This window comes from Enterococcus sp. DIV1067f, assembly GCF_050543505.1.
In the GTDB taxonomy this organism is placed as follows: domain Bacteria; phylum Bacillota; class Bacilli; order Lactobacillales; family Enterococcaceae; genus Enterococcus_D; species Enterococcus_D entomosocium.
Window position 1 is genome coordinate 2,436,969 of record NZ_CP172940.1, and the last position, 24,661, is coordinate 2,461,629.

Consider the following 24,661-nt stretch of genomic DNA (forward strand, 5'->3'; position numbering starts at 1 on the left):
CTGTATTTGTCGAAAGGGACGTTTTTTCCAATGGTCAGTTAATTGTTAAAATAAACCACTCGCACTTCATACGGCGCCAAGGTTGCTGTTGGAGGAACTGCTTGATTGGTCTCTAAATCAACGACTTCTTTGATCAAGTGTAGTGTCTGCTCTTTCTCAGAAAAATTCATGATGAAAAAGTACGTTCGTTCTGGACTGATCCTGCCTTGGATCGAGACTGCAGGATTGGCATGCGCGATCCTTTCCTCTGCCAAGGACAGCTCACGGACCAAAGAGGCATAAAACTGTTCGAAAAAGTCATAGTTGGTGCGAGCCGCCAGATAGTAGGCGGTGCCTGCACCAAAGGTATGTTTGGTGATCGCAGGTGTTCCTTGGTAAAAATCCGCTTGATACACCCCTAGTACCTCCGCTGTTTCGGCTTCGATGATTGCAGAATAGTCCCGTGTTTCAAAGGGCTGTCCTTGAAAAACCACTTGATTGTGTTCAGTGTCAAAAAGAGTTTCCAGCTCCAGCACGTTGATGCCTAATAACCCTCGCAACGGCTGTGGCAAGCCCCCCATATACAACAGGTCGGTTTCATTGACCATGCCGCTAAAGTAACTGGAAATCAAGGTACCACCAGCTTCCGTGTACTGGCAAAGTTTTGCCATCGTCTCCGATGACATCAAGTAAAGCATCGGAGCGATCACCAACCGATAGTCAGAAAAATCTTGCTCTGGCGTCAAAATATCGACAGCGATGTCTTGTTCCCAGAAATAACGATAATGCTCCTGCAACGTTTGCGGATACCGTCTGGTTGGTCGACCAAACCCGCCGCCTCGCTTCAATGCCCAGTTGCTTTCCCAGTCAAAAAGGATCGCCACTGCTTTTTTTCTTGTGGTTCCTTGAATCTCTTTGATTTTTTCCAAGCGCTTGCCGTAAGCCGCAACTTCTTTGAAGACCCGATTCTCCGTGGAATCATCATGTCCCACGACTGCCCCATGGAATTTTTCTGAATTGCCGCGGGATTGGCGCCATTGAAAATACAAGGTACTATCTGAGCCGTGAGCGATCTGCTGCATGGCACTCAACTGATGGACACCAGGCTTTTTCGCTTTATTAAAGGAATGCCAGTTAACAAAACTCGGCGTGCATTCCATCACTAAAAAGGGCTGTTTCTTCAAAGACCAGTACTGGTCATGCACATAGGCAGATTTCATTGCTGTCGCTGCCAAAGATTCAAAGTTGTTGTTCCAATCAGGGTAACTATCCCAGCTAACGATGTCCACATGACGAGCAAACTTGCTGTAGTCAATGCCTTCTAAAGGAATAAAATCTTGGGTAGCATGTCCTTCCGCCATAAAATTCGTCGTCACAGGAATGTCCGGTGTCAGTTGGCGAATCGGCGTACATTCATGCAAATAAAAATCGATCGTCCTATCTGTAACAAATCGTTTCCAATCAAGATCCATGCCATGCACTTTGTGTTCTCCTAGAGGCGAAGGCGGTAAAACCTGCGACCAATCGGAGTACGTACCACTCCAAAAAGAAGTCCACCAGGCATGATTCAACGTGGCTAAATCACCATATTTCTTTTGCAGCCAACTGCGCCAGTTTTCTTGACAATAGGAGCAAAAGCATTCCCCAGAGTACTCATTGGAGATATGCCACATGGCTAATGCCGGATGCTTGCCGTAACGTTTTGCCAACTGCTGATTGATTTGCGTCACCTTTTCCCGATAGATCGGTGAAGAGTAACAGTGATTGTGGCGAAACCCATGGGTATGTTTTTGCCCTTGGGCGTTGGTCCGATTGACTTCGGGATACTTTTGGCTCAGCCATTGAGGACGCCCACCGCTAGGAGTGGCCAAAATGACTTTGCCGCCGATGTCATGGATCTGATCAAACACACGATCCAACCAGTCAAACTGATAAACGCCTTCTTGCGGCTCTAAGGCACTCCAAGCAAACACCCCTAATGTGACGGTGTTGACATGGGCTTGCTGCATATAAGCAAGATCCTTTTGCAAGATTTCTGGATAAGCCAGCCATTGATCGGGGTTGTAATCCCCGCCATGCATAAACTGCTGATCAAACAATTGATTGCTCATCATTCTACTCCTTTTTTGGCTTGTAACTGGTAGACAAATGATTGAAAATCGCCAGTGACTTGCGCTGTTCCATGGTTGACGGCATTAAACTGATAAGGTTTACGCAACCCTAATTGCCTTAACAGCTGACCAGAGACAGTTTCGCCATTGACCCGATACACCTGTTGGCCATCGAGAAAGGGTGCGGGCAAAAAGTCTTCCGCCGTCGGATTGGCTTGTGCCAACACGCGAAAGAAAGCAACCAATGCTTCTTCGTTTTGCGGATCATACACTGCCCAAGTCGTTTCATTGGCATGGTCCAACTGCTGCAGCTGGTAAAAAGTGCCAAAGGTCAGCAATTGCCGCTGTTTTTTATAAAAGACGATTTGGGATTTGATCGCCTGCTTTTCGGTTTCAGACAAGTGAAAGAGATCGAGTTCATACCCCAAAGGCCCAAACATTGCGACGGTTTGCCGAAAGGCTAAAGAAGTTGCCCGGCCGACTTGGTGGTTTGGTACCGCCGACACGTGATTGCTGAAGGAGGACAACGGATACCCTAGCAACGTTCCGCTTTGGATGGCTAAACGTTCCACTGCATCACTATCATCACTAGGCCAAATCTGCGGACTGTAAAACAAGATCCCCAAATCGTATCTGCCCCCGCCGCCAGCACAGCCTTCAATCAAAAGGGTCGGAAACGCCGCTAAGATTTTTTCATATAAGCGATAAAGGCCTAAAATATAACGATGATAAAACTCCGTCTGAGAAATTCCCTGTTCCGCTAAGTAAGGAGAGTAAGCTTCCGTGATATTGCGGTTCATATCCCATTTGATGTAATCCAGCTTGGTTTCAAGGATCACTTTTTGCATCGCTTCGAAAATTGCCTCGACCACTGCTGGATTGGCAAAATCCAACACGTATTGCCCGCGCCCCACAGAGATCCGCTCATAAGGATGCTTGACTACCCACTCAGGATGCTCTTGGTACAACTGACTATCTGGCGAAACCATTTCCGGTTCAAACCAAATCCCCAGCTGCAGCTGCATGGCATGAATTTTCTCAGCAAAAGAGCCGATTCCTTTTGGAAATTTGGCAGGGTCCGCCACCCAATCGCCTAATGAACTGCGGTCGTTGTTACGTTTTCCAAACCAACCATCATCCAGCACAAAGCACTCCATCCCTAACGCCTTGCTTTCTTGGGCTAAGGTCAACAGCTTCTCTTCATTAAAATCAAAATAAGTCGCTTCCCAGTTATTAAAGACGATCGGCCGCTGCCGCTTTTGCCAATAAGGGGCAATCACATGCTTTTCGATAAATTGGGCGGATTCTTGACTCAAACCATTCAGGCCAGCAGCGGTGAAGGTGAAGAGACATTCCGGCGCTTCAAAGGTTTCTCCTTGTGAAAGCTGCCAGCTGAAATGTTCAGGATGTATCCCCAACATCAATCGAACGTTGTCCCATTCATCCATTTCTGCTTGCGCCAAAAAGTTACCAGAATAAATCAGGTTGGCACCGTAGACGTGACCAGTGTCATTGGTGGCTTGCTGTTCTTTTAAGGCGACAAAAGGATTGTGCTGATGACCAGACGCTCCTTTTAACGAGCCAACACTGATCGTCCCTTGGGTCAAAGGGACCGTCTTGATATGCCGTTCTTTCAGCCATGCGCCTGAAAGATGCAGCAGTTCAAAATCGCGATTTTTCAGCTCCAAGACACCACTCAAAAAGCGCTGGATGGTTCTAGGCTTGCTTCCCATATTGGTCAGTGTCTGCTGCCTCGTGATGGTTCCTGATCCTTTGAAGATCGTATAGGTGATCGCCATTTCCAGCTGTCGCTCTTGATCTACTAATTCAAAGACGATGCTTTGGCTTTCATCGGCAGCCGCGAAGCTGGCTGGTTGCGCCAGCTTTCGTTCTTTGCCCTCAAAACAGTGAAAAGCCACAAGTTTAAAATCAACATAAAGTGGGGTTTCTTCCTCAAAAACCGACACTACCCCTTCTCGAAAATCAGAAGTCCCATACGTTGGCAATTCTTGAAAACGGTCTGCCAAGGTAAAAAGATTGTCTGCTTCAAAAAATTTGACGGTTCCTGCCGATTTATTCTCTTTTTTCTCAAGGTACGCTTGATCAAACGGCGCCAGTGTGCCTAGAGATGGCCCAAAATAGACATGACCCAGTTGCTGATTTGGTAACACATTTATGATATAACTGATTTTTTCATTGTATAAGTGAAAGAGTTGTTCGTTCTTTATTTCTATCATTGCTATCCTCAATTTTCCCCATTTTTTTCATTTGTCCCTGCTCGTTGACAAGCTGCTTCAAGATAACGCAAGCGTTTTTTGACACCACGATTGAAAAAGAATTTGTAAAACAGCGCCGCCAACATAAAGCTGTAGGTTGTTTTCTGCTGCTCAAAACGGCTTTGTTCCGAATACGTGACTTGCAGCTTCCCTTTTCGTCCTGGAGCAAAACTATACCGTTGATCGATCACTCCTTCTTCATGGGTCGTACAAAGCCACAGCGCATCCGCGGCAATTTTTTTGACCGTCATAACGGCTGGTACCATCCGCGGAGCGGTTTTGGTTTGAATCATCGTTTCAATACGGCAACCTTCCCCGAACGGTTCTTGGGCTTGTTTGGCTAGAAAGAATTTCTCTTGTTCCGCCAATAACACACGGGAAAAGTCCGTAGGTGTGGTATTCATTTGATAACTGCAAGACAATGTATCGGTTCTCATCACAAATTCCTTTCTAAAGGATGCGCTTATTGCATTCCTTTCCGTTTCTGGGCTTATCTTTCTTCTACCCTTTGATTGATCGTCTCAGATGTCGCTTGTTCATTTAATGCCGCTTCCGCTTTTTCTTCTTTCAAGTAGCCGCGATCCATTACGATCAAGAATGGCACCCAGATCAAGGTCATTACGGCAACCGTCACTAACTGTAAGATTGCGCCGGCAACAGAACCCGTGCCTAACCAACCAGATAAGAAGACCGGGGTCGTCCAAACCACCGTTGCTCCGATTGGTCGTGGCACCAAGCCTGCGGCAATCACAAAGTAAGAGATCGTCGTACTAGCTAATGGCGCTAAGATCCATGGGACAAAAGCGATCGGGTTCAGGACGATAGGCAAACCAAAGGTCATCGGTTCAGATACGTTGAAAACAGATGGAGCGATCACCGTCTTCATTAATTTTTTCATCCGAATCGAACGAGCGATAAAGAAGGCCATTGTAATCGAGATCCCCAGCTGCATTCCTTGATTGACGAACACGCCCATAAACGTAGTGTTAATGATATGGGGCAATTGTTCAGCCCCTGCTTTGTAAGCTTCATAGTTTTCAATCGCTAACGCATTCATGATTGGATCGATCACCGCATTGACCACTAGTGTCCCGTGAATCCCAAACCACCAGAAGAATTGGGTGAACAAGACGGCGATCAGTACTGCTGGCAACGTACCGCCTAAGCCCATCAATGGTTTTTGCAAAATCTCATAAACGAAATCAACGGCATTGCCCCATGAAGTAAAGGTGAACAAGTAGCGGATCAAATTGAAAAGGAACAACGGTGCCGCACCAGGAATGATGGCGACAAATGATTCTGCGATCATTGGCGGAACCGAATCTGGCATTTTGATCGTCAGCCCAGCCGCACTGATTTTGCAATAGATCTGCGTAGCGATAATGGCCGTGATGATTCCAACAAACATTCCCTCAGCCCCTAATTTCGACAAGGGGATCACTGTACCTAACTCTTCGGATGAGCCAAAAGGCAGCAGCATCAAAAACGAAGACAGTGAGATGGCACCCGCAAATAATTTGGCTTGTCCATATTTGCCAGCCAGCTGATAGCCGATCCCAAAAACAACGAAAATAGCGGTGATACTCATGGTCGCATTTCCGATAGGACCAAAAAAGTCGTTTAGAAACGTGATGAATCCCTCTGGAAGTTTTTCCGAGAGTCCGAAAGTAGCAGGCAGATTTTGAATAATAATCATAATTGACGCAAACATTGTTGCAGGAAAAGCGACCATAAACCCATCACGAAGACTTAACAAGTATTTGTTGTTGGCAATGATCTGAGCAAAAGGCACCATCTTTTCGGCTAATTTATCAATAAACTTCATTTCGTTTTCTCCTTTATTTTTAACTGTAAACGTTTACTACAATCAGTATAGTTGTTTAGTTAATGTTTACACAACCCCTAAAATAAAAAAAGATCAGACGTCACTGATCTTTTTCGGCAATCGATTCTCTAATGATCAATTCACTGCCACAAACGACGCGAACAGGCATCGTCCGCACCCCAAGGATTTTATTTTTCGCTAATTCGACACTCATCTGCCCCATCTCTTCAGCTTTCATCTTGACGGAAGACAGTGCGGGCGTCATAAATTGCGCCATTTCGATATCATCAAAACTAACGACTGACACATCTTTAGGAATCGATAGCCCCGCTTCAGCGAGTGCCTTGTAAACCCCGACAGCCATAGGATCGCTGGCAACGACGATCGCTGTGGGGCGAGGATTCATTTGCGCGATCTGCTGACCAAAATGCAAACCAGTCTCTGGTGACCATTTCCCCTGCAGCACGGTTGTGAACTTTTCCAATTTATTGAGCAGCATCCATTGGCGGTAGTTTTCTGCTCGAATCTCTTGTTCATCGTAAACGACTTCGCCAGAAATCGTCACTCGGCTGGCAACACCACCCACAAAGGCGATATTCTCATGACCCTTCTCTTTTAACATCGTGAGGATCTGGTGGGTCTTTTGGGCAAAATCGGTTTGGATGCAATCGTAGCTGGGTGCTTCACTATAATTATCCACCAGGATAATATTGGCATTTTGCTGACTGATCTCTGCCAAAGCATCGCTGGTCATCTCTCCAATAATAATGACTGCGCCATACTTCGCCAATTGCGCCAAATCTTTTTGAGGCTCCCGCATGGAAAAGGCCCGAATCGTTTTTAAGCGCCACTTCGCCGCTTCTTTTTCGATCCCATTGCGGATCATCATAAAGTAAGGATCGTTTCTTTCCGACTCTCGATCGTGGCGGGTAATGATGGCAATCGTGTTTTGGTCGCCGACTTCACGGGAATGGGGTTGATTTTTTTCTTTTGAATAGTTCATTTGGTTGGCGATCTCAATGACTCGTTGCCGCGTGTGTTCATTGATACTGAAGGTTTCATCATTGTTAAGGATTCTAGAAACACTTGCTACCGACACCCCGGCTAATTTCGCGATATCTCTCATACTTGCCATAGCTGCACCTCATCTGTTTACTGTTTACTAAATTCACCTTCAGCATAGGCATAATTTTCGACCCTGTCAACCTTCTTTTCACAAAAAAACGGAACTCCCTAGCTTTTCACTAAAGAAGTTCCGGGATACCCGTTTGTTTTCTATTTGAACGCTTTGTCACAGAGCACGACATTGACCAAATACAAGGTGCTGATTCCTAAGACCAATAAGTAGACAGGACCAAACAGCAAAAAGGTCAAGACAAGTGTCACTGTTACTAAAAGATGCGCCAGTACTCGTTTTGGTGAACGCGCAAACTGATAAAAACTATAAAACAATGAGATGGGCTGCTGCGGATAGGTGTGAAGCAGCCTCGTTTGATAAAGTAAGACCAAGCAAAACAAGCCAAAGGTGAGCGCTAACGCGTAACTAGCGATCTGAAACAGCGGGTGCTGCAGACGGCGAAAGACAAAACTGTCCACTAAAAGCAGCAGAAAGAATAGACTGAGCAAACGATCTTGCCCTTTTCTCGTTGCCCACTGTTGATGAAACACCTGCTGAAAACGAGCTTTGCTACTTGCTTCCAAGCCATCGTTCCGCAGTTCCACCAAAGTCCCGATCAATGCTCGACTAGCAGTGGTACTGGTAATCAAAGGCAAGGAATACAACAGCCACATGCCTTGTAAAACCAGCAAATGCGGGAGCCAATTGACGCCAGTCAGCAGCCTTTGGTTTAAGCGTTGCGGGGTAACTTTTGTTCTCATCCTTTGGAACCTCCCGTCAGATCCATTCCCTCAATAAAGTAGCGTTGTGCGAGGAAGAACAGCAAGATCGTCGGCAATAGCACAAGCGTTGCTCCTGCCATCAAGTAGTTCCACTGGGTCGTTGATTGGTTTTGGAAGACTTGCAGGCCAATCTGTAGCGTGTACTTTTCTTGGTTTTGAATATACAGTAACGGCCCTAAGAAATCATTCCACGCCCCATTGAAGGAGTTGATGGCAATCGTGATCAGTGCGGGTTTCGTCAATGGGATCATTAGATGGCTCCAAATATAAAGATGATTGGCGCCATCGATCTTAGCGGCTTCAATCAATTCATTGTTGACAGACAAGTAAAACTGCCGCATCAAGAAAATGTTAAAGGCGTTCCCGAAAAACGCTGGAACGATCAGCGGCAGATAGGTGCCGACCCAGCCGATTTTGGAAAACAAAACATACTGCGGGATCATCGTCACAAAGCCAGGAATCATCATGGTAGACAAGACGAGGGCAAAGATCAGATTTTTTCCTGGAAAGGCCAATTTTGCAAACCCATAAGCAATGAAGGAATTTGATAAGACATTCCCGAAGACCACTAAGACAGTAATGAATAACGTATTTTTTGCATACTGCCAAAAAGGAAAGGCGTTGATGGTCTCCAAATAATTGCCAAGATTGATTTCTTCTGGGAAAAAGGTCGGCGGGTAACGCACGATCTCCTCCATCGGTTTCAATGACGTAAAGACCATCCACAGCAACGGAATCAGCAGCACGATCCCGATGATCGACATCACCACATAGCTGATGATTTTCTTGACTCGCTGTTGGCTTGATTTGCTTCGCGTTTTTGTCGTCATTTCCATTAGCTGCCACCTCCGGTATATTGAACCCAGCGTGGTGCCAGCTTGAGATTGATAAAGGTCAAGACTAGGACGATCAAGAACAAGATCATCGACATTGCCATCGCATAACCCATATCAAAGGCAACAAATGCTTTGTTCCACATATGCAAATTATAGAATAGCAGCGAATTCGCCGGACCGCCGGTACCATTTTTGGTCATCACGTATGCTTCTTGGAAAATTTGAAAAGAACCGATCGTTGAAGTAATCACATCATAGAAGATGATCGGCGTGATCAAAGGAATCGTAATATTTTTGAATTTCGCCCAAACCCCCGCTCCATCGATCTCAGCCGATTCGTACAGCGTCGGCGAAATATTTTGCAAAGTAGCTAGATACAAGAGCATCGCGCCCCCTGAACTCCAAATCTTCATCAAAATCAACGCTGGTTTCGTCCATTCTGGATCAAACAGCCATGCCGGACCTTTGATATTGAACCAGCTCAAGAAGGTATTGATCAATCCTGCGGAAGGAGATAATAATTGCATCCATAAGACGTAGACGGCAACCCCTGAAAGGATCGCTGGTAAGTAAAAGGTCGTTCGGAAAAAACTGATTCCGCGGATTTTTTGATTCAGTAAAGTGGCTAGAAAAACACTGAATAACGTTGTTAAGGGAACATTGAAGAGTACAAAATACGCCGTGTTATAAAGAGATTTCCAAAACAGGGTATCTTGCGTAAACATGCGGGTAAAGTTCTTAAAGCCGATAAAATTCATTTTTGAAGTCAGATTGTAATCGGTAAAGCTTCCTACGAAGGAAAACAGCATGGGCCCTAACATAAAGATCACGAACCCAAGCAAAAATGGTGCTACGAAGAAGTAGCCCCAAAGAGCTTCTTGCCGTTTACTTTTTGAACGCTTCTTTGGCATTCCTTCCACTCCATTCTATTTTTACTCATTGTTTATTCAAGAAATCACGTCCGCTTCGCAAAGCAGAAAGCAAAGCCCAGTCCGCTAACCGACTGGACTTTCCTTCTTTTTTAAAAACGCTCGTTTTGAAATTTATTTGTTTTGCTCAACGAGATCTTCCACCGCTTTTTGCGCATCTGCCAACCCTTCATCCGGTGTTTTGCTGCCCAGCATGATTTGGTCGATCTGTTCATTGACAAGACTGCTGAAATCAGGAGCTGTCAATGGTACAGGTGTGATCACCGTATTGGCAAAGTTTTCATCTGCCATTTGGTAGATCATTTGGCCGTTTTCATCTAGATTGTCGTTGTTGACCAAGTTTTCGTTGGCTGTTCGATTCGCCATGATATCAAAGCTTTTCTCACCAAATTTCTCTTGAACTTCTGGTGTCGACAAGTATTTGATAAACTCATAGGACGCTTCAGGATCTTTGGTTCCGTATGGCACTTCTAAGACGAACCCGCCACCCCATGACCAGTGACCAGAACCACTTTCTTTTTCAGGAATTTGAATGACCCCAAATTCAAAGTCATCCGGTGCATTTTCCGCTAAACTTGAGTAGTAGTTGATGTTTTGCGCACGCATCGCCACTAATCCAGAAATGAATGGATCGGCAACACCTGAACCAAATTCAGCTTCTAACCGATTGATGGTATCTTGACCATAATACTCTTGCCAGTCTAAGATCCATTCCAACGCTTCCACTTTGTTGTCTGTATCGATTTTGACGTTCTCATCCTTGTCAAACCAGCTGACGCCATCGTCGGCATTCAAGGCCCACACATCGGCGCCTAAATTCCACAATGGGTAAAAACCGATCCGCTCAAAGTCATCACCGTTTTTGACATCTAATTTACGAGCAACTGTTTCTAACTCCTCCCACGTTTGGGGCAGTTGCTCTTCACTGATACCTGCCTCTTTAAAGAGTGTCTTATTGTAGAAAATCACTTGCGTATCTGTATTGAATGGAACGGCATAGGCATCCCCTTCGTACTCCACCGTATCCCATAATTGCGGATAAAATTCATCAGAAAAGCCCTCTTCGATATACTCACTTAAATTCGTTGCTTGCTGCGCTTCTGCCCGCTGAGCAACAGAATTAATATCTTGTACAATAACATCAGGCGGATTACCAGCAGTGATCGACGACAGTGATTTTGTCCAAATATCGCCCCAAGGCTGGTAGCTGTATTTGACCTCGATTTTATCTTGTGACGCATTAAAATCATCAATAATTTCTTCAATTACTTCTTGTCTTGCACCAGACCCCCAGAAGGACCAAAAATCCAACGTCGTTTTGCCATCTGCTGACTCATTCCCCCAGGAATCAGCGGTTTCACTATTGCCACATCCTGCCGCCAGTACACCAACTGAAAAAAGCAAAGTCCCCATATAAAATAACTTTCTCATTTAACCTAACCTACTTTCATTTATTTTTAATGTACTATTTAAAAGCTATCACTACTTCTTCTTTTCAGCAAACAAAAAGCATCGTTATTCGAATAAAAAAATAACATTTTTACCGTTTCACGATAAGAAGAGCGTTTTCTTTGAAAATTTAAAAAAAGTGGGGCATCATAGAAATAGCACCTATTTTTCAACCTCTCGTTAGATCATTTGAAAAACGATGTTTATAGAAAGGGAGTGACCACATGCTAGTCATTGTCGATATGCAAAACCAAATTCTCGATGAAGCGAACGAAGCGTATGTGCCAGATAGCGCCGCTCTCGTCAAACGAATCGCGAAGCGCCTAGAACAAGCGCGGGCGAATGGGGAGTACATCTTACACACCCGCGACATCCCAATCGAAGTCAAAGGAACGCCTGATGAAGAAGCCGCTGCCCTGCAGCTTATCCCAGAACTTAAGCCTCTCGAAAATGAAAAAGTCGTCAAGAAATACTATTACAGTATTCCACCTGAAGTCTTGATCGACATCAAGAAAAATCTATTTGAACCCGAGGAAAAAAAGAAAATCGAAATCACCGGTGTTGAAACCAACATCTGTGTCCTTTCCAATACGATCGAGATCCAAAGCGCCTTTCCTGACGCTGATTTCACCATCAATAAAACATTAGTCGCCGGTAAAAATCACGAGTCGCAAGGACTCGACATCTTACGAGACTTCAATGTCCAAATCATTGATGGAACAAAATAAACCAATGACCAATAAATAACGAAAGCTCCCTGTTCAAGGAACAGGGAGCTTTTTGGCTCTACAATATTTAGTGTTGGTGGAAAATCTACGGATTTTCTACCAACACTTTTTTTGTAAAAAAAGATAGAAAAAGAGATAGCCTAACTGGTAGAATTTAGTCGTCTAAAACAAAACCAAACCAAGAAAGGATATCTCCATGGATCATTGTACTAGAAAATTGTTAGGTTTAACAGATGAAAATTTATTCTTCGAAGAAGAATGGTTAGAGACTATAGAAGAAGAGGGGTTTCGCACCAATCTTATCCATGCCAAACTTAGCTATATACCAAGCCATTGCCGTAAATGTGGCATCAAAAATGAAGGACAAATCATCAAGAATGGCTCACACAAAACAAAAGTCCAACTTTTGCCTTATCGAGCAACAAAAACAGAATTACGCTTGGTACGTACACGCTTTTACTGTAAAGAATGTCAGTCGACATTCAATGCTCAGACAAACTTGGTGGATGAAAACTGCTATCTTTCAAAAGAATTAAAGATTCAAATCGCCTTGGAGCTGGCCAAGAATACAACAAGAAAAGAAATTGCCGATCGCTATTTTGTCTCTGACGTAACCGTTCTGCGTGTCCTACACACCTGTTTAAAAACGTATCATCCTCGTTTTGATACGTTACCTTCGGTCCTTTGTTTTGATGAGTTCAAATCAATGAAGTCCTGCAGCGGAAAAATGAGTTTTGTCTTTATGAATGGGCAGACCCAACAATTGATCGGTGTATTGGAGAATCGTCGCCTTGCATTCTTAAAACCATATTTCCTTAAATTCACCCGAAAAGCACGAGCGAACGTGAAATACGTCGTGATGGATATGAATGCCCCTTATTTTGAACTTGTAAAGGCGGTCTTCCCAAACGCAAAAATCGTGACCGATCGCTTTCACATTGTCCAACAAATCACTCGTGCGTTAAACCAGTTGCGAATTAAAACAATGAACAGCTTTCAAAAAACGGAACCGACAAAGTATCGACGATTGAAGCGATTCTGGAAATTACTCCTTAAGCATGCCTATGATCTGGATAGTTCCAATTATCAATATGATCGATCCTTTCGTAGACCAATGACGCAAAAAGCGATCGTCGATGAACTTTTGAGTTATGACGAGCAATTAACAAGGGCTTACGAGACTTGTCAGCTCCTCCTCTATCACTTTAAACACAAGGACAGCCAAAGCTTTTTCGATACGATCAACAGCTTAGATCAACGCCTCCCACAATGGTTTTGTAAGAAGCTGACGTTTTTAAATAAATACAAATCAGGGATTCAATATGCTTTAAAAACCAGGTATAGTAATGGGGCATTAGAAGGAACAAACAACAAGATAAAAGTGATAAAACGAGTAGCCTACGGCTATCTAAATTTCCACAACTTTCGAGCAAGAATTTATCTCATTCAAGGCTTAATCTTCCAAGTAAAACAAAAACCAGTTAAGCACGCTGCCTAACTGGTTATGACTAAATTTTCAGTTGTATTTTTCTCTACCAACACTAAATGTCGAAGAGCCAGCTTTTTCAATTTAATTATTCATTCAATTCATTGAGCCATCTAATAGCTCGGTCGGAATTTCAATCCGAACCTCATTTTCAGTCTGACAGTTTGGACATACGAAGGTTCCTTCAATGGCTTCCTTCACTTCCCCGTAAGTATAATGAATAGCGATTTCATCTTCTGCCAATTCATTCGTTTCCAACGGTGGTACCATGGTTAATTGCCCCTCGCTGTCTTCTTGTAAATGAACGACCAGCTTCCCATCAAAGTTTTCATTGCAATTGGTGCAGGAAGCTTTTCCTCGAATCGTTAGATCCATGATCATCCCTCCTCATTTCTTGTCACTGGTTGATGCAGGTTCCAGTAGATACTCGTAACACATGCATGCTTCACTTTAATAGTGTCACGCTTTCACTTTTTTAGCAAATCATCTGTTTTTCTTTTTTTAAACCATTGATGAAGAAAAATCCTAATCAACCGTTTTGAGCGTTTTCGTTGTCAAATCGTTAAAATCCTTGCAGAATTAACTTATCTGTTACTGAAAAGTAAAAACATGTTGTTGGAAAAATTAGTGATTGTCCGAACTTATCTGAACAAACAAGGAGGAAAAATGATGCAAGCAGTAACCTGGCAAGGAAATCAAAAAATGGACGTTCGCCGTGTAGAAGATCCAACGATTTTAGAACCGACGGATGCGATCATCCGAATCACCGCAACTGCAATCTGCGGCTCTGATCTCCACCTTTACCACCATGGCGGCTCGGTTTTGGAAGAAGGCTATGTCGTTGGTCACGAACCAATGGGTATTGTCGAAGAAGTCGGCAGTCAAATACAGAAACTAAAAAAAGGCGACCGCGTCGTCATCCCTTTCAATATCGGTTGCGGTCACTGCCACTTTTGTCAAAATGAGATGGAAAGTCAATGCGACAATTCTTCAGAAGATACATTGTATGGCGGCTTATTCGGTTTTGGAAAAATGAACGGCAACCACTGGGGCGGTCAAGCCGAATTCTTGCGCGTACCGTTCGCAGATTTCACCTCGTTTATCGTACCTGAATCAACGATCCCTGATGAAAAAGTATTGTTTTTATCTGACATCTTACCTACAGCATATTGGAGCGTCCAAAATGCCGGCGTCAAAAAAGATGATACCGTGATCGTCTTAGGCTCAGGACCAGTTGGCTTGTTTGCGCAAAAATTTGCTGTGATGGCAGGCGCTAAGCGGGTGATTGCCGTGGACCCTGTTGCTCATCGCTTAGAAAAAGCCAGCAGCTACAATCAAGTCGAAACATTCCAATTGGATGATCTGGCTACTAGTGCCGATGAATTGTATGAACTGACCAAAGGTGGCGCTGATGTGATCATCGACTGTGTTGGGATGGATGGTTTAGAACCCGTCAAAGAAAAAGCCAAAAATCTAGTCAGCTTGCAAAGTGGAACAATCTCACCGATCCAGATGGCCGCCAAGGCAGTCAAAAAATTTGGTACCGTCCAAATCACTGGCGTTTACATGACACCTGCTTCTTCTTATCCATTGCAAGAATTCTTTATGCGCAACATTGATGTCAAACACGGGCAAGCACCTGTGATCCATTTGATGCCAAAAATTTATGATATGATCGCGGACGGTTTGTTTGACCCGTCACAGATCATCACCCACACGATGCCTTTAGCAGATGCTGCCAAAGCGTATGAGATTTTTGACAAAAAAGAAGACAAGAACATCAAAGTTGTCTTGAAACCTTAGCACAAATAAAGGAGCAGTGATGGCACCTATGCCAAAAATCAAACGGAGTGAACATCAATTCGATCCGGGAAAAGAAGAAGATGTGATCATCAAGGCAAGCCGCTTTCGCATCTACTTTCAAAATCGCTACATGTTGATCTCACTTACGAATGATATTTTGACGGGCTTGTTTTATATTTTCGGGAGTATCGTTTCATTAACTAGTTTGCCTGCGATATACGGAACGATCGCCTATTTGATCGGCGGAGTCTTTTTGACCATTCGCCCGCTGATTAAAATCGTTCGCCATGTCTATATTTATAATGAGCGCAATCAAGACGGCGAGAAAGAAAAAGATGTCACCATCACCGACGATGAACGTTGATGGGGCGACAACTAGAGAGGAGTTTCCTATGTTAAAAACATTTGATGGGATCGCACTGACGCTATTGATCATCGGCGGTATCAATTGGCTGCTGGTCGGCGCCTTCGAGTTTGACCTTGTCGCAGCGATCACCGGCGGCAGCACGTCGATCATTGCCCGCGTCATTTATATTCTAGTTGGGATCAGTGCATTGTATAGCCTGAAATTCTTTCCAGCTATCGCCCGCCAACAAACCCTCGACTAATTGAAAATAAAACCTGCATCTGCGGTGTCCTGACCCCAAAAAAGTTAGATTTTTGGTCTAACTTTTTGAGGTCGCATCTGTGGATGTAGTTTTTTTGTCTACAATCATTGAAAAAAAACACCAGTTGTACTACTCTTGTATTTAACCTACTATTTTCGAAAATATAAAAAGGACGTGACTCATGACCCCACCTACTAGACCCTCGCTGATACGTCGGATACTCGGTCGGATGCTTTTGCTATTGATTTTCTTATTTATTCTAGGTATTATTGGCGGAATTATTGTTTTAAATAACCTCACCATCGCGGAAAATTGGTTTGGTCTGAATGAATACCAAGTCGTTGAAACCAGGCATCAGATCATTCGTTTGTTCCCCTACTTTTGGGTAGCAGGGATCCTGCTGGTCTTTTTGATCGGTCTGATCATCGGTCTCAAAAAACACAAAAAATCGCCATTTTACTGGTTATTCTCATTGCTCTTGCTGCCAGCGATTCTCTTTTGTATTGGCGTAGTTTCCACCTTTTTACCTGTAGACCGCCAACTCTTTCGAGAAGAAACCAGTGCCAAAGAAATTATGGCGGCGCTGCCAAATCAATCTTCATTCAAGGACAAAGAGCTGCAACTGGTCAGCTATAGTTTTCACATCCGCAATGTCCCGCTAAAAAGCGGCATTTATGCAGTTGCGCGAGTGATCAATCCAAACACAGGCCTACAAGACGAGTATTGGTATTACCCAGAAAATCTGTTGACCAAATGGAAAAAAGACGACGATACGATCGAGCTTTCGATGGAAGATACCATTGCCTTTGATGCCATCGACTGGGGCGTCATTCCCAAGATCATCAAGGATTCTGAGGCGCGAGCAGCTCAGCTAGATCACTATGTTCCTGGTGTCAGCATCGTCATTTTAAACGGCTTCCAAGGTGAATGGACTTGGACCGTTGGTTTAAATGGGATTCGTAATCGAACCGAGATCAATTATGTCTATGATCTCAAAGGAAATTATCAATCCGAATGGCAATAAAACAAGCGGCACCTATCCCCGTGAATAGGTGCCGCTTTTTCATAGTTAAGCAAGCCGATTGAATTAGAAAAATAGTTGCATGCCATTGTAAATATTGATCAGCAAAACCAAAACGATCACTGTTTGAAAAACCAGTGTCACCCGCTGGGGCGAAAGGACATTGCTAGCCTTTGCCCCGATGAGTCCCCCAACAATGGCTGCCGGAATGACAAACCATAAAACCTTGAGGTCATATAGACCAAAACCTGTCGAAAAAGCGATCGTCAAAATTTTTGCCAGCTGTGAGAAAAAAATCGTACAAATGGAATAAATCGTCGCCTCTTTGATCGGCATGGCAAACAGCAGCATCAATAAAGAAACATTGATGGGTCCGCCGCCGATCCCCAGCAAACTGGCTAAAAAACCAAGGATCAAGCCGCAAGCTGTATACCAGCCGACTTTTTCCAACGCAAACCCGCGCCAGTTATATTTTGTATATAAAAAAGCAAACAATAGTGTCAGCACAGTCAAAAGGATTTGGATCAGCTGAACCATCTTGTCGTCTCGAAAGACCAGCAATAGTCGTTCAAAGGCAACATTTCCTAAGATACCACCTAACACAGCGCCGCCAGAAATCCACAAGGCAATCGACCAATTGATTTTTCGTCCACTGGCTAATTGTCTAGCTGTCGAAACGATGGACATCGTGAAGACCGCTGTCGCCGAGTAAAAAGAGATCGCAGCAACAGAATGGGCACCGATAAAATCGAAAATCGGTTTGATCAATACACCACCACCCATACCCGAAACAGCGCCTACTGCATTCGCCAAAACAATGACAATAAAATAGATAAACCCTATCACTCGCTCACTCCTTAGTATTGCGATCAACTTCGTTTTTCTTGCTCGATCGCTTTTTCTTATCAATAAATACTATCATACAATGGAGCAACCATTCATTTTCTAAGATTGCCGGTAACGGCAAACCACTCTTTCCAACCAATCGATACTGGCAAAAAGCAGATAGCCCATCAAAGCAATCAGAAGGATTCCGGAAAGCATTTGCGGGTAGTCCATTTTTGACCACGCACTTAAGATCAGATAGCCGACACCATACGTCGTGTTGTAGTTTTCGGCAAAAAAGAGGGAAGCCAACGCAATCCCGATACTGACCCGCACACTGGCAAAAAGTGCGGGCATGAGTGCGGGCAAAATAACGAAGCGCAAGACATGGCGCCATTGATTGGTATAATTTTTCATGACCTGAAAGTAAGCTGACGGAATCTTTGTGACTGCATCACGAATCGAGACGATCACTTGAATGACGATTACCGCAAAAATCAAGAGAACTTTTGAGAGATTGCCTAAGCCAAAGAAAATCATAAAGACGGGTAAAAACGCAACTTTAGGAATCGGATATAAAAAGTAAAGCAGTGGACCAAGCAGCCGATCCGTTCTTTTGGATCGCCCAATCAAGATTCCTAACGGCACCCCGACCAGCAACGCCCCACTCAACGCCGCAAACACCCGTAGCAAACTGGCACCTGCGTGGATCAGTAAGACTTCTCGTAATGCCCAAAAACGTTCAGCGGTTTCTAAAGGATTAGGCAACGAGCGATTGTTGGTCACCCAGCTTACACCCCACCAAACCACGACAAACGAACAGAAGCCCCAAACAAAAGATTTGATGGGTTTCATTGCCTCGCCTCCCTCATTTGTTCTTTCAACTGCAAGACGACTTCATAAAAAGCCAATGAGTCTCGTTCCTGCTGGCTGCCGTAAAATGGATTACTGATCGGCGTAACGCCCTGATCTTTTAGTAACAAAATCGTCTGCCCCAAAAACACTGCTTCTTCCGGATCGTGGGTGACCACAATCAAGCCGTTTTGCCAGCGCTGCTGTTGGGCAGCGATCAAGGCTTGGGCGTTTGCTTTGGTTTCTTGATCCAGCGAAGCAGTCGGCTCATCCAATAATAAAACATCGGGCTGTGTGATCAGTCCCCGCCCCATGGCGGTCCGCTGTTTTTGACCGCCGCTAAGCTGATGTGGATAGCGGTCCTGCACCTGCGTCAATCCCAACTCCGCCAAACAGCTTGTGACCCTTTTTTTACGGCTCTCACTGGGTGTTTGATTGATAAGCAGCGGCATTTCCAGCGCTTGGTAGACTGTTTGCCAAGGAAACAAATGCAGTTCTTGGAAAACGACCTCGATGTTGTCAGGGGAACAGCCTTGGTAAGTGATCGTGCCTGATTGCGGTCGCTGCAACCCTTTGATCAAGGATAAAAGCGTGCTTTTGCCAATCCCCGATTCTCCCAGCAGCACATAGGTCGTGCCTTGTTCAAAACAAAACGAAAGATCCTTAAAAATGACGGTTTCCCCATACGTAAAGGAAACGGAATCGAATCGAATACTCATCAGAGAATAAACTTCTTTCTTAAAATTATTTGTGTTGGTTTTCACATTTTATGCTATACTATTTTTTGCGTGATTGACAAGAAAGGATGGTTTATGATGTTTCAGACCCTCGTATTTCATGAAATACGTCCCGAAGCAGAACTTTATGATCAGGTGCGCCCGATCAAAGTCGCAGACGGCTATCAAGATGCCTTGCCTCTGCCCTTATTCAATAGCACTTCTCATTTTAAACAACAAATCGACTTTTTGAAAGCAGAAAATTACCATACGTTGACCCTTGCAGAAGTCAAAGATTTTTATTTCCGGCAGCAGCCGCTACCAGAAAAATCCGTGTTGCTGACCTTTGACGACTGTTATCAATCAATGAAAGAATATGCCTACCCACTGTTGAAGGAAGCTGGTTTCAAGGCCACTGCCTTTGTCGTGACCGGCTGGCTTTTTGATGCCCCTCAGCCTTACGAACCAGAAGTTTCGCGGACATTGAGCAGTGCCGAATTAGCCGAAATGAGCGATGTCTTCGAATATGCCAATCATACCGCTCATTTTCACGAACGCAAGAACCAGCAAGGGCGGTCAATGTGGGAAACACCGGCAGCCTTTGCGCAAGACTTACGAAGCTGCAATCAGCACGTGGCCATCAAGGATGTTTTTGCCTATCCCTTTGGCTTTTATGATCAGCAGACGATCGCAACACTAGAACATGAAGGCTTTGTTCTGGCATTTACAACCAAACCAGGCATCAATACGACAAAAACCAAGCCAATGGAACTCCATCGGGCAGTCATCCCGTTCTCACTACCAATGGCTGCTTTTGAACAACGATTTAGAAACGAGGAAATGAACCAATGAAAAAAACGATTTTAGCAAGTATCCTAGCACTATTCGCTGTCGGCGCTGCCGCCTGCGGCAACACTGGCGAAACAGCAAGTACCAGCAATTCCAGCACTAGCAGTACAGAAGCTGCGGTCACGGATCAAACATTGACGATCGGGGTATTACCAGCAGAATCAGCGATTCCGATCATTCTAGCAAAAGAAGAAGGCTTTTTCGAAAAGCAAGGATTGACTGTGGAACTCAAATCCTTCACTTCCCCAAATGACCGCAATGTGGCAGTGCAGGCAGGCGAGTTGGATGGTACTATCAGCGATGTCATGACAGAAGCGACCTTCAAGCAAAACGGCATCGATATGACGATCACTTCTGATATTTTGGAAAACTTCAAGATTCTCGCTTCACCGAATTCAGGGATTACTGAGATGAAAGGGTTAGCGGATAAAAAAATCACCCTTGTACCGAATTTCATTTTAGAATACATCATGGATCAATTTGCACAAGAAAATGATTTTACTTATGACATCGTGGATATCGCTTCTTTTTCTGCCCGTTCCGAAGCATTGCTCAATGACCAAGTCGATGGCGCTGTTTATACGGAACCGCAAGCCAGCATGTTGGCTGCCCAAGGGGCGATTGTTTTAGGCAGCTCTAAAGAAGCTGGCATCAAAGGCGGCACACTGCAATTTATGGACGAAGTCATCCAAAATCGCCCGCAAGACCTAACAGCATTTTATACTGCTTACAACGAAGCCATCGATTATATGAATGCTCATTCAGCAAAAGACTATGCCGACATCTTGGCAGACTATCAATTCCCAGATGCTATGAGCACTTACTTAGACAGCCAGGAAGACTATCCTTATGCCCAAGCTGTACCGCAAGAGCAATACGACGCGATCATTGCTTGGACGAAAGACAAAGGACAAATCGACCAAGCATATTCCTACAACGAGTTGACCAATTTCGATTTTTTACCCGCTGACGAATAAGAAACAACAAAAAAGACGCATTTGCGTCTTTTTTGTCTTTTCACTTCTTTTTGACACTCTTTTTTGCTCGTGGCAAGAAATTCAGGTATACTTTTGACAAATCAGCTGCCATGAAAGGATATGATTTAATGCCAACGATCGCTGTTTATGCCTACCAGAAAGAAGATACTTGGGAAGCACACTTGACTCACCAGTTAAAAATAAATGAAGAAAGGACCCAGGCTCATCAAACATTTCATAACGAACCTTTAACGATCGACGAATACTTCTTTACAGAAGATCCTGCCCCTTTTCATACGAATCAAGCCGTCAAGCAGCAATTAGCAAGCAATGGCCGCAGCTGTCTGCCACTCGTTTATGTCGACGATCAGCTATTTTGCCAAGGTCGCTTGCCAACGATCCGTGAATGGGAACAATTGACCAAATCCGGGATCACTTTGCAATTCGATGCGTAAGATCAAAAGGCGTTGAAGGATTTACCCTTGACGCTTTTGCCGTGTCGGTATTCCCAAAGTCAAATCACGTTCTTTCGACCAAGCGATGGCACCTGACAGCAAAAAGAAACTAATGACCGTCCCTTCCCTCACCGCTAGCGGTAAGCCCAAACTGATTGCTAGCAAGAGTGCCCCCGAAATACAGACTGCATCAACGCCATAACGGTACTGCTTAAATGTCCAACGACTGCGTTGCGCCAGCAAATGACACCAGTGCTCGATTGGAAATTTCAAGACCTGCAACCGTAGGACTTGCCCCGTCGCCGTTCCAGAAATTAAGATCCCACCGATCAAAGCAGCTAGTTGGCTCCAATAATTCGTCAAGTGCAGCGATGCCAAGAAGTAGTAAACAAAGCCATTGATCAAATAGCCGAAAGCCAGCAAAGCGAAAAACATAATCAAGTACTCACTGCCTTTTTGTTTGAGGGACGTCTGCCGCCGATCCAATAGCCAACAGGCAGCTAAAAAGCCCAAGTTGATGGCTGTTGTGATGGTGCCGACTTTGATTCCTGACATCGTTGCCAGCGTAACATTCAAGGCATTAAAACTACTGACCCCAACGCTTGCTTTAATGGTCAAGCTGATCCCGAATGCACTCAGCCCATAAAAAATCCCTGATCCTATCCATTGCTTTTTATTCATTTTTTCTCCCACACTTTCGTTTTTGCTTTTCTAAGTATGTGCTATACTGACTAAAAACAAATAGGAGATTTCTCCTAGTTTGGAGGAAAAAAGTGAAAAAAACCGCTTATGCCTTGGCAATAAAGCAGGTACCAATCAAAGAAAGCTGCCCCTTGCCGATTCCTGAGGAGATTTTACAACAAAGTGCCCTCTGGACCTTTGATCATCGAGAAGCGATCCAAAAAGAAACGGTGCCGATGTCGGTCTTTTTCGTCCTATTGACTGGCAAAGCCAAGATCATTCAAACGCAAGAAAACGGCAAACGTGCCTTGCTGCAGTTTCTCCATCCTGGTGATTGCATTGGCGATCTCACGTTGATTGGCGCCGAAACAGTACCGAAAGCCGTGGTTGCGATCGGTGAAACAACATGTCTGGGCATTCCGATGCAAGCAGCAGCTCACGGGCTCATGCAAGACCTGGCTTTCGTACAAACACTAGGCAAAACTATCGGTGAAAAATTGCTGCTGCGTATGGATCATTTTTCCGTCAATCAAACCTATCCCTTAGCTTGGCGCCTTGCTCATCTACTGTTGGAAGCTTCGATCGATGATCTTTTTCAAGAAAAATTGACGGAGACCGCAGAATACTTAGGCGTGAGCTATCGCCATTTGACGTATACCTTAAAAGATTTCAAAACGCAAAAACTAGTCACAAAAACTGAAGACGGCTATCGGATCGATGCGCCTGCGCTGCAGACCTTTATCCAAAACCAACAAAAGCAGTAACAAGCAAATAACGACAGCGAAATAGTTGGTATGATGCCCCCCTAAAAGCCAGAGAAAAAGCTGACTCTTGGGGGTGCAACAAGAAAAACCAACTGTTTGCTGTCGTTTTCGGATCGTTGCTTTATTTTTTCGCCAATGCCCAAGCATTGACAGTAACCGTGCCGGTTCCGCTGAGAGCGATCGCCTCGGTCCGTTTTGGATACACGCGAGAGGTCAAACAATATTGCCCGCCATTTAGGAAGATCTCAATCGAAGACGTATCGACAAAAATCTGCAGCTGCGTCAGTTCATCGACCTTGACACTGCGCTGTTTACGACCGTAGCCAGAAACGCCATGATGGATCGTGAAGACACCAGCTTCATAAGCCAAAGTCGTATCTTGCAAAAGTCCAAGCTGGAACTGCTGCAATGGGGCTTCCGCCGTAACTTGCAACTCATATGCCAATTCATCGAAAGACAAGTGCTGCGGTTTCTCTGAAAGCACAATTTTTTGGCTGACTTGCTTGTCTCGCAATTTTTGGAATTCTGGCAAAGGTTCTTGATACAACTGGTCATTTTTGACCGAAAGCTGTCTTGGCAGCGTTGCGGCATGCTGCCAGCCGCGAGGGATCGTCGGATTGCTGTATTCAGGACTGGTATCCCCTAGCCCCATCCAGCCCCACAAGATCCGACGTTTCTGCTCATCTTCAAAGGTTTGCGGGGCATAGAAGTCAAACCCATAATCAAGTTCACGAAACGCAGAAGTTTCTTTAAACGTCAGGGTCTCCCAATCCACCTCACCAATCAGATACCCTGATTGATGAATATTTTGGTAGGCATGTTCTTTGGCTGCCAAGCCTTGCGGTGAGAAGACCAACACATCTTTGCCATCTAAATGGAAGTAGTCTGGGCATTCCCACATGTAGCCTAGAGCATAGTCCTCACCGAAAAAGATTCCTCGATAGGTCCATTCATTTAAATCCGTCGATTCATAAATCAAAATTTTGCCTTCGTTTTCCAACGTACGCGCGCCTAGCAGCATATAGTAGGTGTCTTCGTGGGCAAAAACCTTTGGGTCACGAATATGATCGGTAAATCCTTCAGGGTAGTCCTCATGAGGAATCACGACTTCTTGCTTTTCGACGGTATAGCCGTCTTTGCTGATTACATGGACCGTGTTTTGTTCTCGTCCACTAAAGGTATAGTCATGATCACCAGGATGTTTGACATTCCCAGTATAGAAGAAATGGATCGCGTCATTCTCGATAAAGGCAGAACCCGAGTAGACTCCATCTTTGTCATACTCATGTTCGGGAGTAAGAAACAGCGCTTCTTCTTGAAACGTGACATAATCCGTCGACGTTTTGTGTCCCCAGTGGGGTGGTTCTCCGCCATGGGGCGTTTGCGGTACATATTGATGGTAAAAATGAACCACGCCTTTGAATTGACAAAGACCATTCGGGTCGTTCATCCATCCTGTTTCTGGCATCAAATGATAGTTCAAGCGCCACGCATCGGCACTGATTTTTTCTGCTAATTCGTTTTGTGTTTGGGCAAGCTGTGCCCAGTATTCCTTCGTTAACAATGCGGTACCTCTTTTCTCTTGCCGATGA

At 44.6% G+C, this 24,661-nt stretch carries 25 protein-coding genes; 10 read left to right on the top strand and 15 right to left on the bottom strand.

Annotation, left to right across the window (positions count from 1 at the left end):
- Positions 1 to 38 precede the first annotated feature (38 nt).
- From IGJ42_RS11230 to IGJ42_RS11270, 9 genes are all read right to left on the bottom strand, one after another.
- Positions 39 to 2,093 carry a beta-galactosidase gene (locus IGJ42_RS11230; protein WP_430615424.1) on the bottom strand — a complete coding sequence of 685 codons (2,055 nt, stop codon included), beginning with the start codon at positions 2,091 to 2,093 and terminating at the stop codon, positions 39 to 41.
- A complete protein-coding gene (locus IGJ42_RS11235) occupies positions 2,090 to 4,327 on the bottom strand; it encodes an alpha-galactosidase (RefSeq protein ID WP_275626578.1) in 2,238 nt (745 codons plus the stop codon). The genes IGJ42_RS11230 and IGJ42_RS11235 overlap by 4 nt, the downstream gene beginning before the upstream one ends.
- Positions 4,328 to 4,335: 8 nt before the next feature.
- Positions 4,336 to 4,803, bottom strand: coding sequence for a hypothetical protein (locus IGJ42_RS11240; RefSeq protein WP_042890335.1), 468 nt, complete (start codon positions 4,801 to 4,803; stop codon positions 4,336 to 4,338).
- Positions 4,804 to 4,856: 53 nt separating this feature from the next.
- Positions 4,857 to 6,191 (bottom strand): PTS sugar transporter subunit IIC, encoded by a 1,335-nt coding sequence (locus IGJ42_RS11245; protein ID WP_430615427.1) that lies wholly within the window; start codon positions 6,189 to 6,191, stop codon positions 4,857 to 4,859.
- Positions 6,192 to 6,291: 100 nt separating this feature from the next.
- Positions 6,292 to 7,326, bottom strand: coding sequence for a LacI family DNA-binding transcriptional regulator (locus tag IGJ42_RS11250; protein WP_081118221.1), 1,035 nt, complete (start codon positions 7,324 to 7,326; stop codon positions 6,292 to 6,294).
- Positions 7,327 to 7,466: 140 nt separating this feature from the next.
- Positions 7,467 to 8,069, bottom strand: a complete 603-nt coding sequence (locus IGJ42_RS11255; RefSeq protein ID WP_430615430.1) for a hypothetical protein — start codon at positions 8,067 to 8,069, stop codon at positions 7,467 to 7,469.
- On the bottom strand, positions 8,066 to 8,926 hold the full coding sequence (locus IGJ42_RS11260) for a carbohydrate ABC transporter permease (RefSeq protein WP_005225484.1): 861 nt from the start codon (positions 8,924 to 8,926) through the stop codon (positions 8,066 to 8,068). The genes IGJ42_RS11255 and IGJ42_RS11260 overlap by 4 nt, the downstream gene beginning before the upstream one ends.
- Positions 8,926 to 9,837, bottom strand: a complete 912-nt coding sequence (locus IGJ42_RS11265; RefSeq protein WP_430615433.1) for a carbohydrate ABC transporter permease — start codon at positions 9,835 to 9,837, stop codon at positions 8,926 to 8,928. Before IGJ42_RS11265 ends, IGJ42_RS11260 begins: the two co-directional genes overlap by 1 nt.
- Before the next feature lie 132 nt (positions 9,838 to 9,969).
- On the bottom strand, positions 9,970 to 11,286 hold the full coding sequence (locus IGJ42_RS11270; RefSeq protein WP_430615436.1) for an ABC transporter substrate-binding protein: 1,317 nt from the start codon (positions 11,284 to 11,286) through the stop codon (positions 9,970 to 9,972).
- A gap of 242 nt (positions 11,287 to 11,528) precedes the next feature.
- Here IGJ42_RS11270 and IGJ42_RS11275 point away from each other — a divergent pair, with 242 nt between their 5' ends.
- Entirely contained in the window at positions 11,529 to 12,032 is a 504-nt protein-coding gene (locus tag IGJ42_RS11275; RefSeq protein WP_139960061.1) for an isochorismatase family cysteine hydrolase, read from the top strand.
- A gap of 196 nt (positions 12,033 to 12,228) precedes the next feature.
- Positions 12,229 to 13,530: an ISL3 family transposase gene (locus IGJ42_RS11280; RefSeq protein WP_430615438.1), complete on the top strand. Its 1,302-nt coding sequence runs from the start codon at positions 12,229 to 12,231 to the stop codon at positions 13,528 to 13,530.
- Positions 13,531 to 13,614: 84 nt separating this feature from the next.
- Here the strand turns inward: IGJ42_RS11280 and IGJ42_RS11285 are convergent, their stop codons facing one another.
- Positions 13,615 to 13,899, bottom strand: a complete 285-nt coding sequence (locus IGJ42_RS11285; protein WP_005234711.1) for a hypothetical protein — start codon at positions 13,897 to 13,899, stop codon at positions 13,615 to 13,617.
- A gap of 288 nt (positions 13,900 to 14,187) precedes the next feature.
- On the opposite strand from IGJ42_RS11285, the gene IGJ42_RS11290 reads away from it, so the two are divergent.
- The 4 genes from IGJ42_RS11290 to IGJ42_RS11305 all read left to right on the top strand — a co-directional run bounded on the left by IGJ42_RS11290 (position 14,188) and on the right by IGJ42_RS11305 (position 16,953).
- Positions 14,188 to 15,321 (top strand): alcohol dehydrogenase catalytic domain-containing protein, encoded by a 1,134-nt coding sequence (locus IGJ42_RS11290; protein WP_086299276.1) that lies wholly within the window; start codon positions 14,188 to 14,190, stop codon positions 15,319 to 15,321.
- A gap of 19 nt (positions 15,322 to 15,340) precedes the next feature.
- Positions 15,341 to 15,685 (top strand): YrhK family protein, encoded by a 345-nt coding sequence (locus tag IGJ42_RS11295; protein ID WP_034868385.1) that lies wholly within the window; start codon positions 15,341 to 15,343, stop codon positions 15,683 to 15,685.
- 28 nt (positions 15,686 to 15,713) lie between these two features.
- Complete coding sequence (locus IGJ42_RS11300) at positions 15,714 to 15,929, top strand: DUF378 domain-containing protein (protein WP_008379021.1); 216 nt, start codon at positions 15,714 to 15,716, stop codon at positions 15,927 to 15,929.
- Positions 15,930 to 16,110: 181 nt separating this feature from the next.
- Positions 16,111 to 16,953, top strand: a complete 843-nt coding sequence (locus tag IGJ42_RS11305; RefSeq protein ID WP_008379024.1) for a hypothetical protein — start codon at positions 16,111 to 16,113, stop codon at positions 16,951 to 16,953.
- Positions 16,954 to 17,016: 63 nt separating this feature from the next.
- On the opposite strand, the gene IGJ42_RS11310 is transcribed toward IGJ42_RS11305, so the two are convergent.
- The 3 genes from IGJ42_RS11310 to IGJ42_RS11320 form a co-directional block, all read right to left on the bottom strand.
- The gene (locus IGJ42_RS11310; protein ID WP_194199665.1) at positions 17,017 to 17,796 is read right to left on the bottom strand and encodes a sulfite exporter TauE/SafE family protein; all 780 of its coding nucleotides are present in this window, start codon (positions 17,794 to 17,796) and stop codon (positions 17,017 to 17,019) included.
- A gap of 99 nt (positions 17,797 to 17,895) precedes the next feature.
- Complete coding sequence (locus IGJ42_RS11315) at positions 17,896 to 18,630, bottom strand: ABC transporter permease (protein WP_194199666.1); 735 nt, start codon at positions 18,628 to 18,630, stop codon at positions 17,896 to 17,898.
- Complete coding sequence (locus IGJ42_RS11320) at positions 18,627 to 19,346, bottom strand: ABC transporter ATP-binding protein (protein ID WP_244732207.1); 720 nt, start codon at positions 19,344 to 19,346, stop codon at positions 18,627 to 18,629. Before IGJ42_RS11320 ends, IGJ42_RS11315 begins: the two co-directional genes overlap by 4 nt.
- A gap of 96 nt (positions 19,347 to 19,442) precedes the next feature.
- Here IGJ42_RS11320 and IGJ42_RS11325 point away from each other — a divergent pair, with 96 nt between their 5' ends.
- From IGJ42_RS11325 to IGJ42_RS11335, 3 genes are read left to right on the top strand one after another with little or no spacing between them, the layout of a single operon-like run.
- Positions 19,443 to 20,195, top strand: coding sequence for a polysaccharide deacetylase family protein (locus IGJ42_RS11325; RefSeq protein ID WP_430616151.1), 753 nt, complete (start codon positions 19,443 to 19,445; stop codon positions 20,193 to 20,195).
- Positions 20,192 to 21,169, top strand: a complete 978-nt coding sequence (locus tag IGJ42_RS11330) for an ABC transporter substrate-binding protein (RefSeq protein WP_429961423.1) — start codon at positions 20,192 to 20,194, stop codon at positions 21,167 to 21,169. Before IGJ42_RS11325 ends, IGJ42_RS11330 begins: the two co-directional genes overlap by 4 nt.
- A gap of 50 nt (positions 21,170 to 21,219) precedes the next feature.
- On the top strand, positions 21,220 to 21,624 hold the full coding sequence (locus IGJ42_RS11335) for an arsenic metallochaperone ArsD family protein (protein WP_430616152.1): 405 nt from the start codon (positions 21,220 to 21,222) through the stop codon (positions 21,622 to 21,624).
- 21 nt (positions 21,625 to 21,645) lie between these two features.
- Here IGJ42_RS11335 and IGJ42_RS11340 read toward each other — a convergent pair whose 3' ends face one another.
- Positions 21,646 to 22,305, bottom strand: coding sequence for a YczE/YyaS/YitT family protein (locus IGJ42_RS11340; RefSeq protein WP_034878443.1), 660 nt, complete (start codon positions 22,303 to 22,305; stop codon positions 21,646 to 21,648).
- 92 nt (positions 22,306 to 22,397) lie between these two features.
- Here IGJ42_RS11340 and IGJ42_RS11345 point away from each other — a divergent pair, with 92 nt between their 5' ends.
- A complete protein-coding gene (locus tag IGJ42_RS11345; RefSeq protein WP_005234674.1) occupies positions 22,398 to 23,069 on the top strand; it encodes a cyclic nucleotide-binding domain-containing protein in 672 nt (223 codons plus the stop codon).
- Positions 23,070 to 23,190: 121 nt separating this feature from the next.
- Here the strand turns inward: IGJ42_RS11345 and IGJ42_RS11350 are convergent, their stop codons facing one another.
- Complete coding sequence (locus IGJ42_RS11350; protein WP_430615441.1) at positions 23,191 to 24,633, bottom strand: glycoside hydrolase family 32 protein; 1,443 nt, start codon at positions 24,631 to 24,633, stop codon at positions 23,191 to 23,193.
- Between the last annotated feature and the right edge of the window lie 28 nt (positions 24,634 to 24,661).

Bases quoted from the DNA above. Each gene is read 5' to 3' on its own strand.
- IGJ42_RS11230 (WP_430615424.1), bottom strand. From the start codon at position 2,093: ATGATGAGCAATCAATTGTTTGATCAGCAGTTTATGCATGGCGGGGAT.
- IGJ42_RS11235 (WP_275626578.1), bottom strand. From the start codon at position 4,327: ATGATAGAAATAAAGAACGAACAACTCTTTCACTTATACAATGAAAAA.
- IGJ42_RS11240 (WP_042890335.1), bottom strand. From the start codon at position 4,803: ATGAGAACCGATACATTGTCTTGCAGTTATCAAATGAATACCACACCT.
- IGJ42_RS11245 (WP_430615427.1), bottom strand. From the start codon at position 6,191: ATGAAGTTTATTGATAAATTAGCCGAAAAGATGGTGCCTTTTGCTCAG.
- IGJ42_RS11250 (WP_081118221.1), bottom strand. From the start codon at position 7,326: ATGGCAAGTATGAGAGATATCGCGAAATTAGCCGGGGTGTCGGTAGCA.
- IGJ42_RS11255 (WP_430615430.1), bottom strand. From the start codon at position 8,069: ATGAGAACAAAAGTTACCCCGCAACGCTTAAACCAAAGGCTGCTGACT.
- IGJ42_RS11260 (WP_005225484.1), bottom strand. From the start codon at position 8,926: ATGGAAATGACGACAAAAACGCGAAGCAAATCAAGCCAACAGCGAGTC.
- IGJ42_RS11265 (WP_430615433.1), bottom strand. From the start codon at position 9,837: ATGCCAAAGAAGCGTTCAAAAAGTAAACGGCAAGAAGCTCTTTGGGGC.
- IGJ42_RS11270 (WP_430615436.1), bottom strand. From the start codon at position 11,286: ATGAGAAAGTTATTTTATATGGGGACTTTGCTTTTTTCAGTTGGTGTA.
- IGJ42_RS11275 (WP_139960061.1), top strand. From the start codon at position 11,529: ATGCTAGTCATTGTCGATATGCAAAACCAAATTCTCGATGAAGCGAAC.
- IGJ42_RS11280 (WP_430615438.1), top strand. From the start codon at position 12,229: ATGGATCATTGTACTAGAAAATTGTTAGGTTTAACAGATGAAAATTTA.
- IGJ42_RS11285 (WP_005234711.1), bottom strand. From the start codon at position 13,899: ATGATCATGGATCTAACGATTCGAGGAAAAGCTTCCTGCACCAATTGC.
- IGJ42_RS11290 (WP_086299276.1), top strand. From the start codon at position 14,188: ATGCAAGCAGTAACCTGGCAAGGAAATCAAAAAATGGACGTTCGCCGT.
- IGJ42_RS11295 (WP_034868385.1), top strand. From the start codon at position 15,341: ATGGCACCTATGCCAAAAATCAAACGGAGTGAACATCAATTCGATCCG.
- IGJ42_RS11300 (WP_008379021.1), top strand. From the start codon at position 15,714: ATGTTAAAAACATTTGATGGGATCGCACTGACGCTATTGATCATCGGC.
- IGJ42_RS11305 (WP_008379024.1), top strand. From the start codon at position 16,111: ATGACCCCACCTACTAGACCCTCGCTGATACGTCGGATACTCGGTCGG.
- IGJ42_RS11315 (WP_194199666.1), bottom strand. From the start codon at position 18,630: ATGAAACCCATCAAATCTTTTGTTTGGGGCTTCTGTTCGTTTGTCGTG.
- IGJ42_RS11320 (WP_244732207.1), bottom strand. From the start codon at position 19,346: ATGAGTATTCGATTCGATTCCGTTTCCTTTACGTATGGGGAAACCGTC.
- IGJ42_RS11325 (WP_430616151.1), top strand. From the start codon at position 19,443: ATGTTTCAGACCCTCGTATTTCATGAAATACGTCCCGAAGCAGAACTT.
- IGJ42_RS11330 (WP_429961423.1), top strand. From the start codon at position 20,192: ATGAAAAAAACGATTTTAGCAAGTATCCTAGCACTATTCGCTGTCGGC.
- IGJ42_RS11340 (WP_034878443.1), bottom strand. From the start codon at position 22,305: ATGAATAAAAAGCAATGGATAGGATCAGGGATTTTTTATGGGCTGAGT.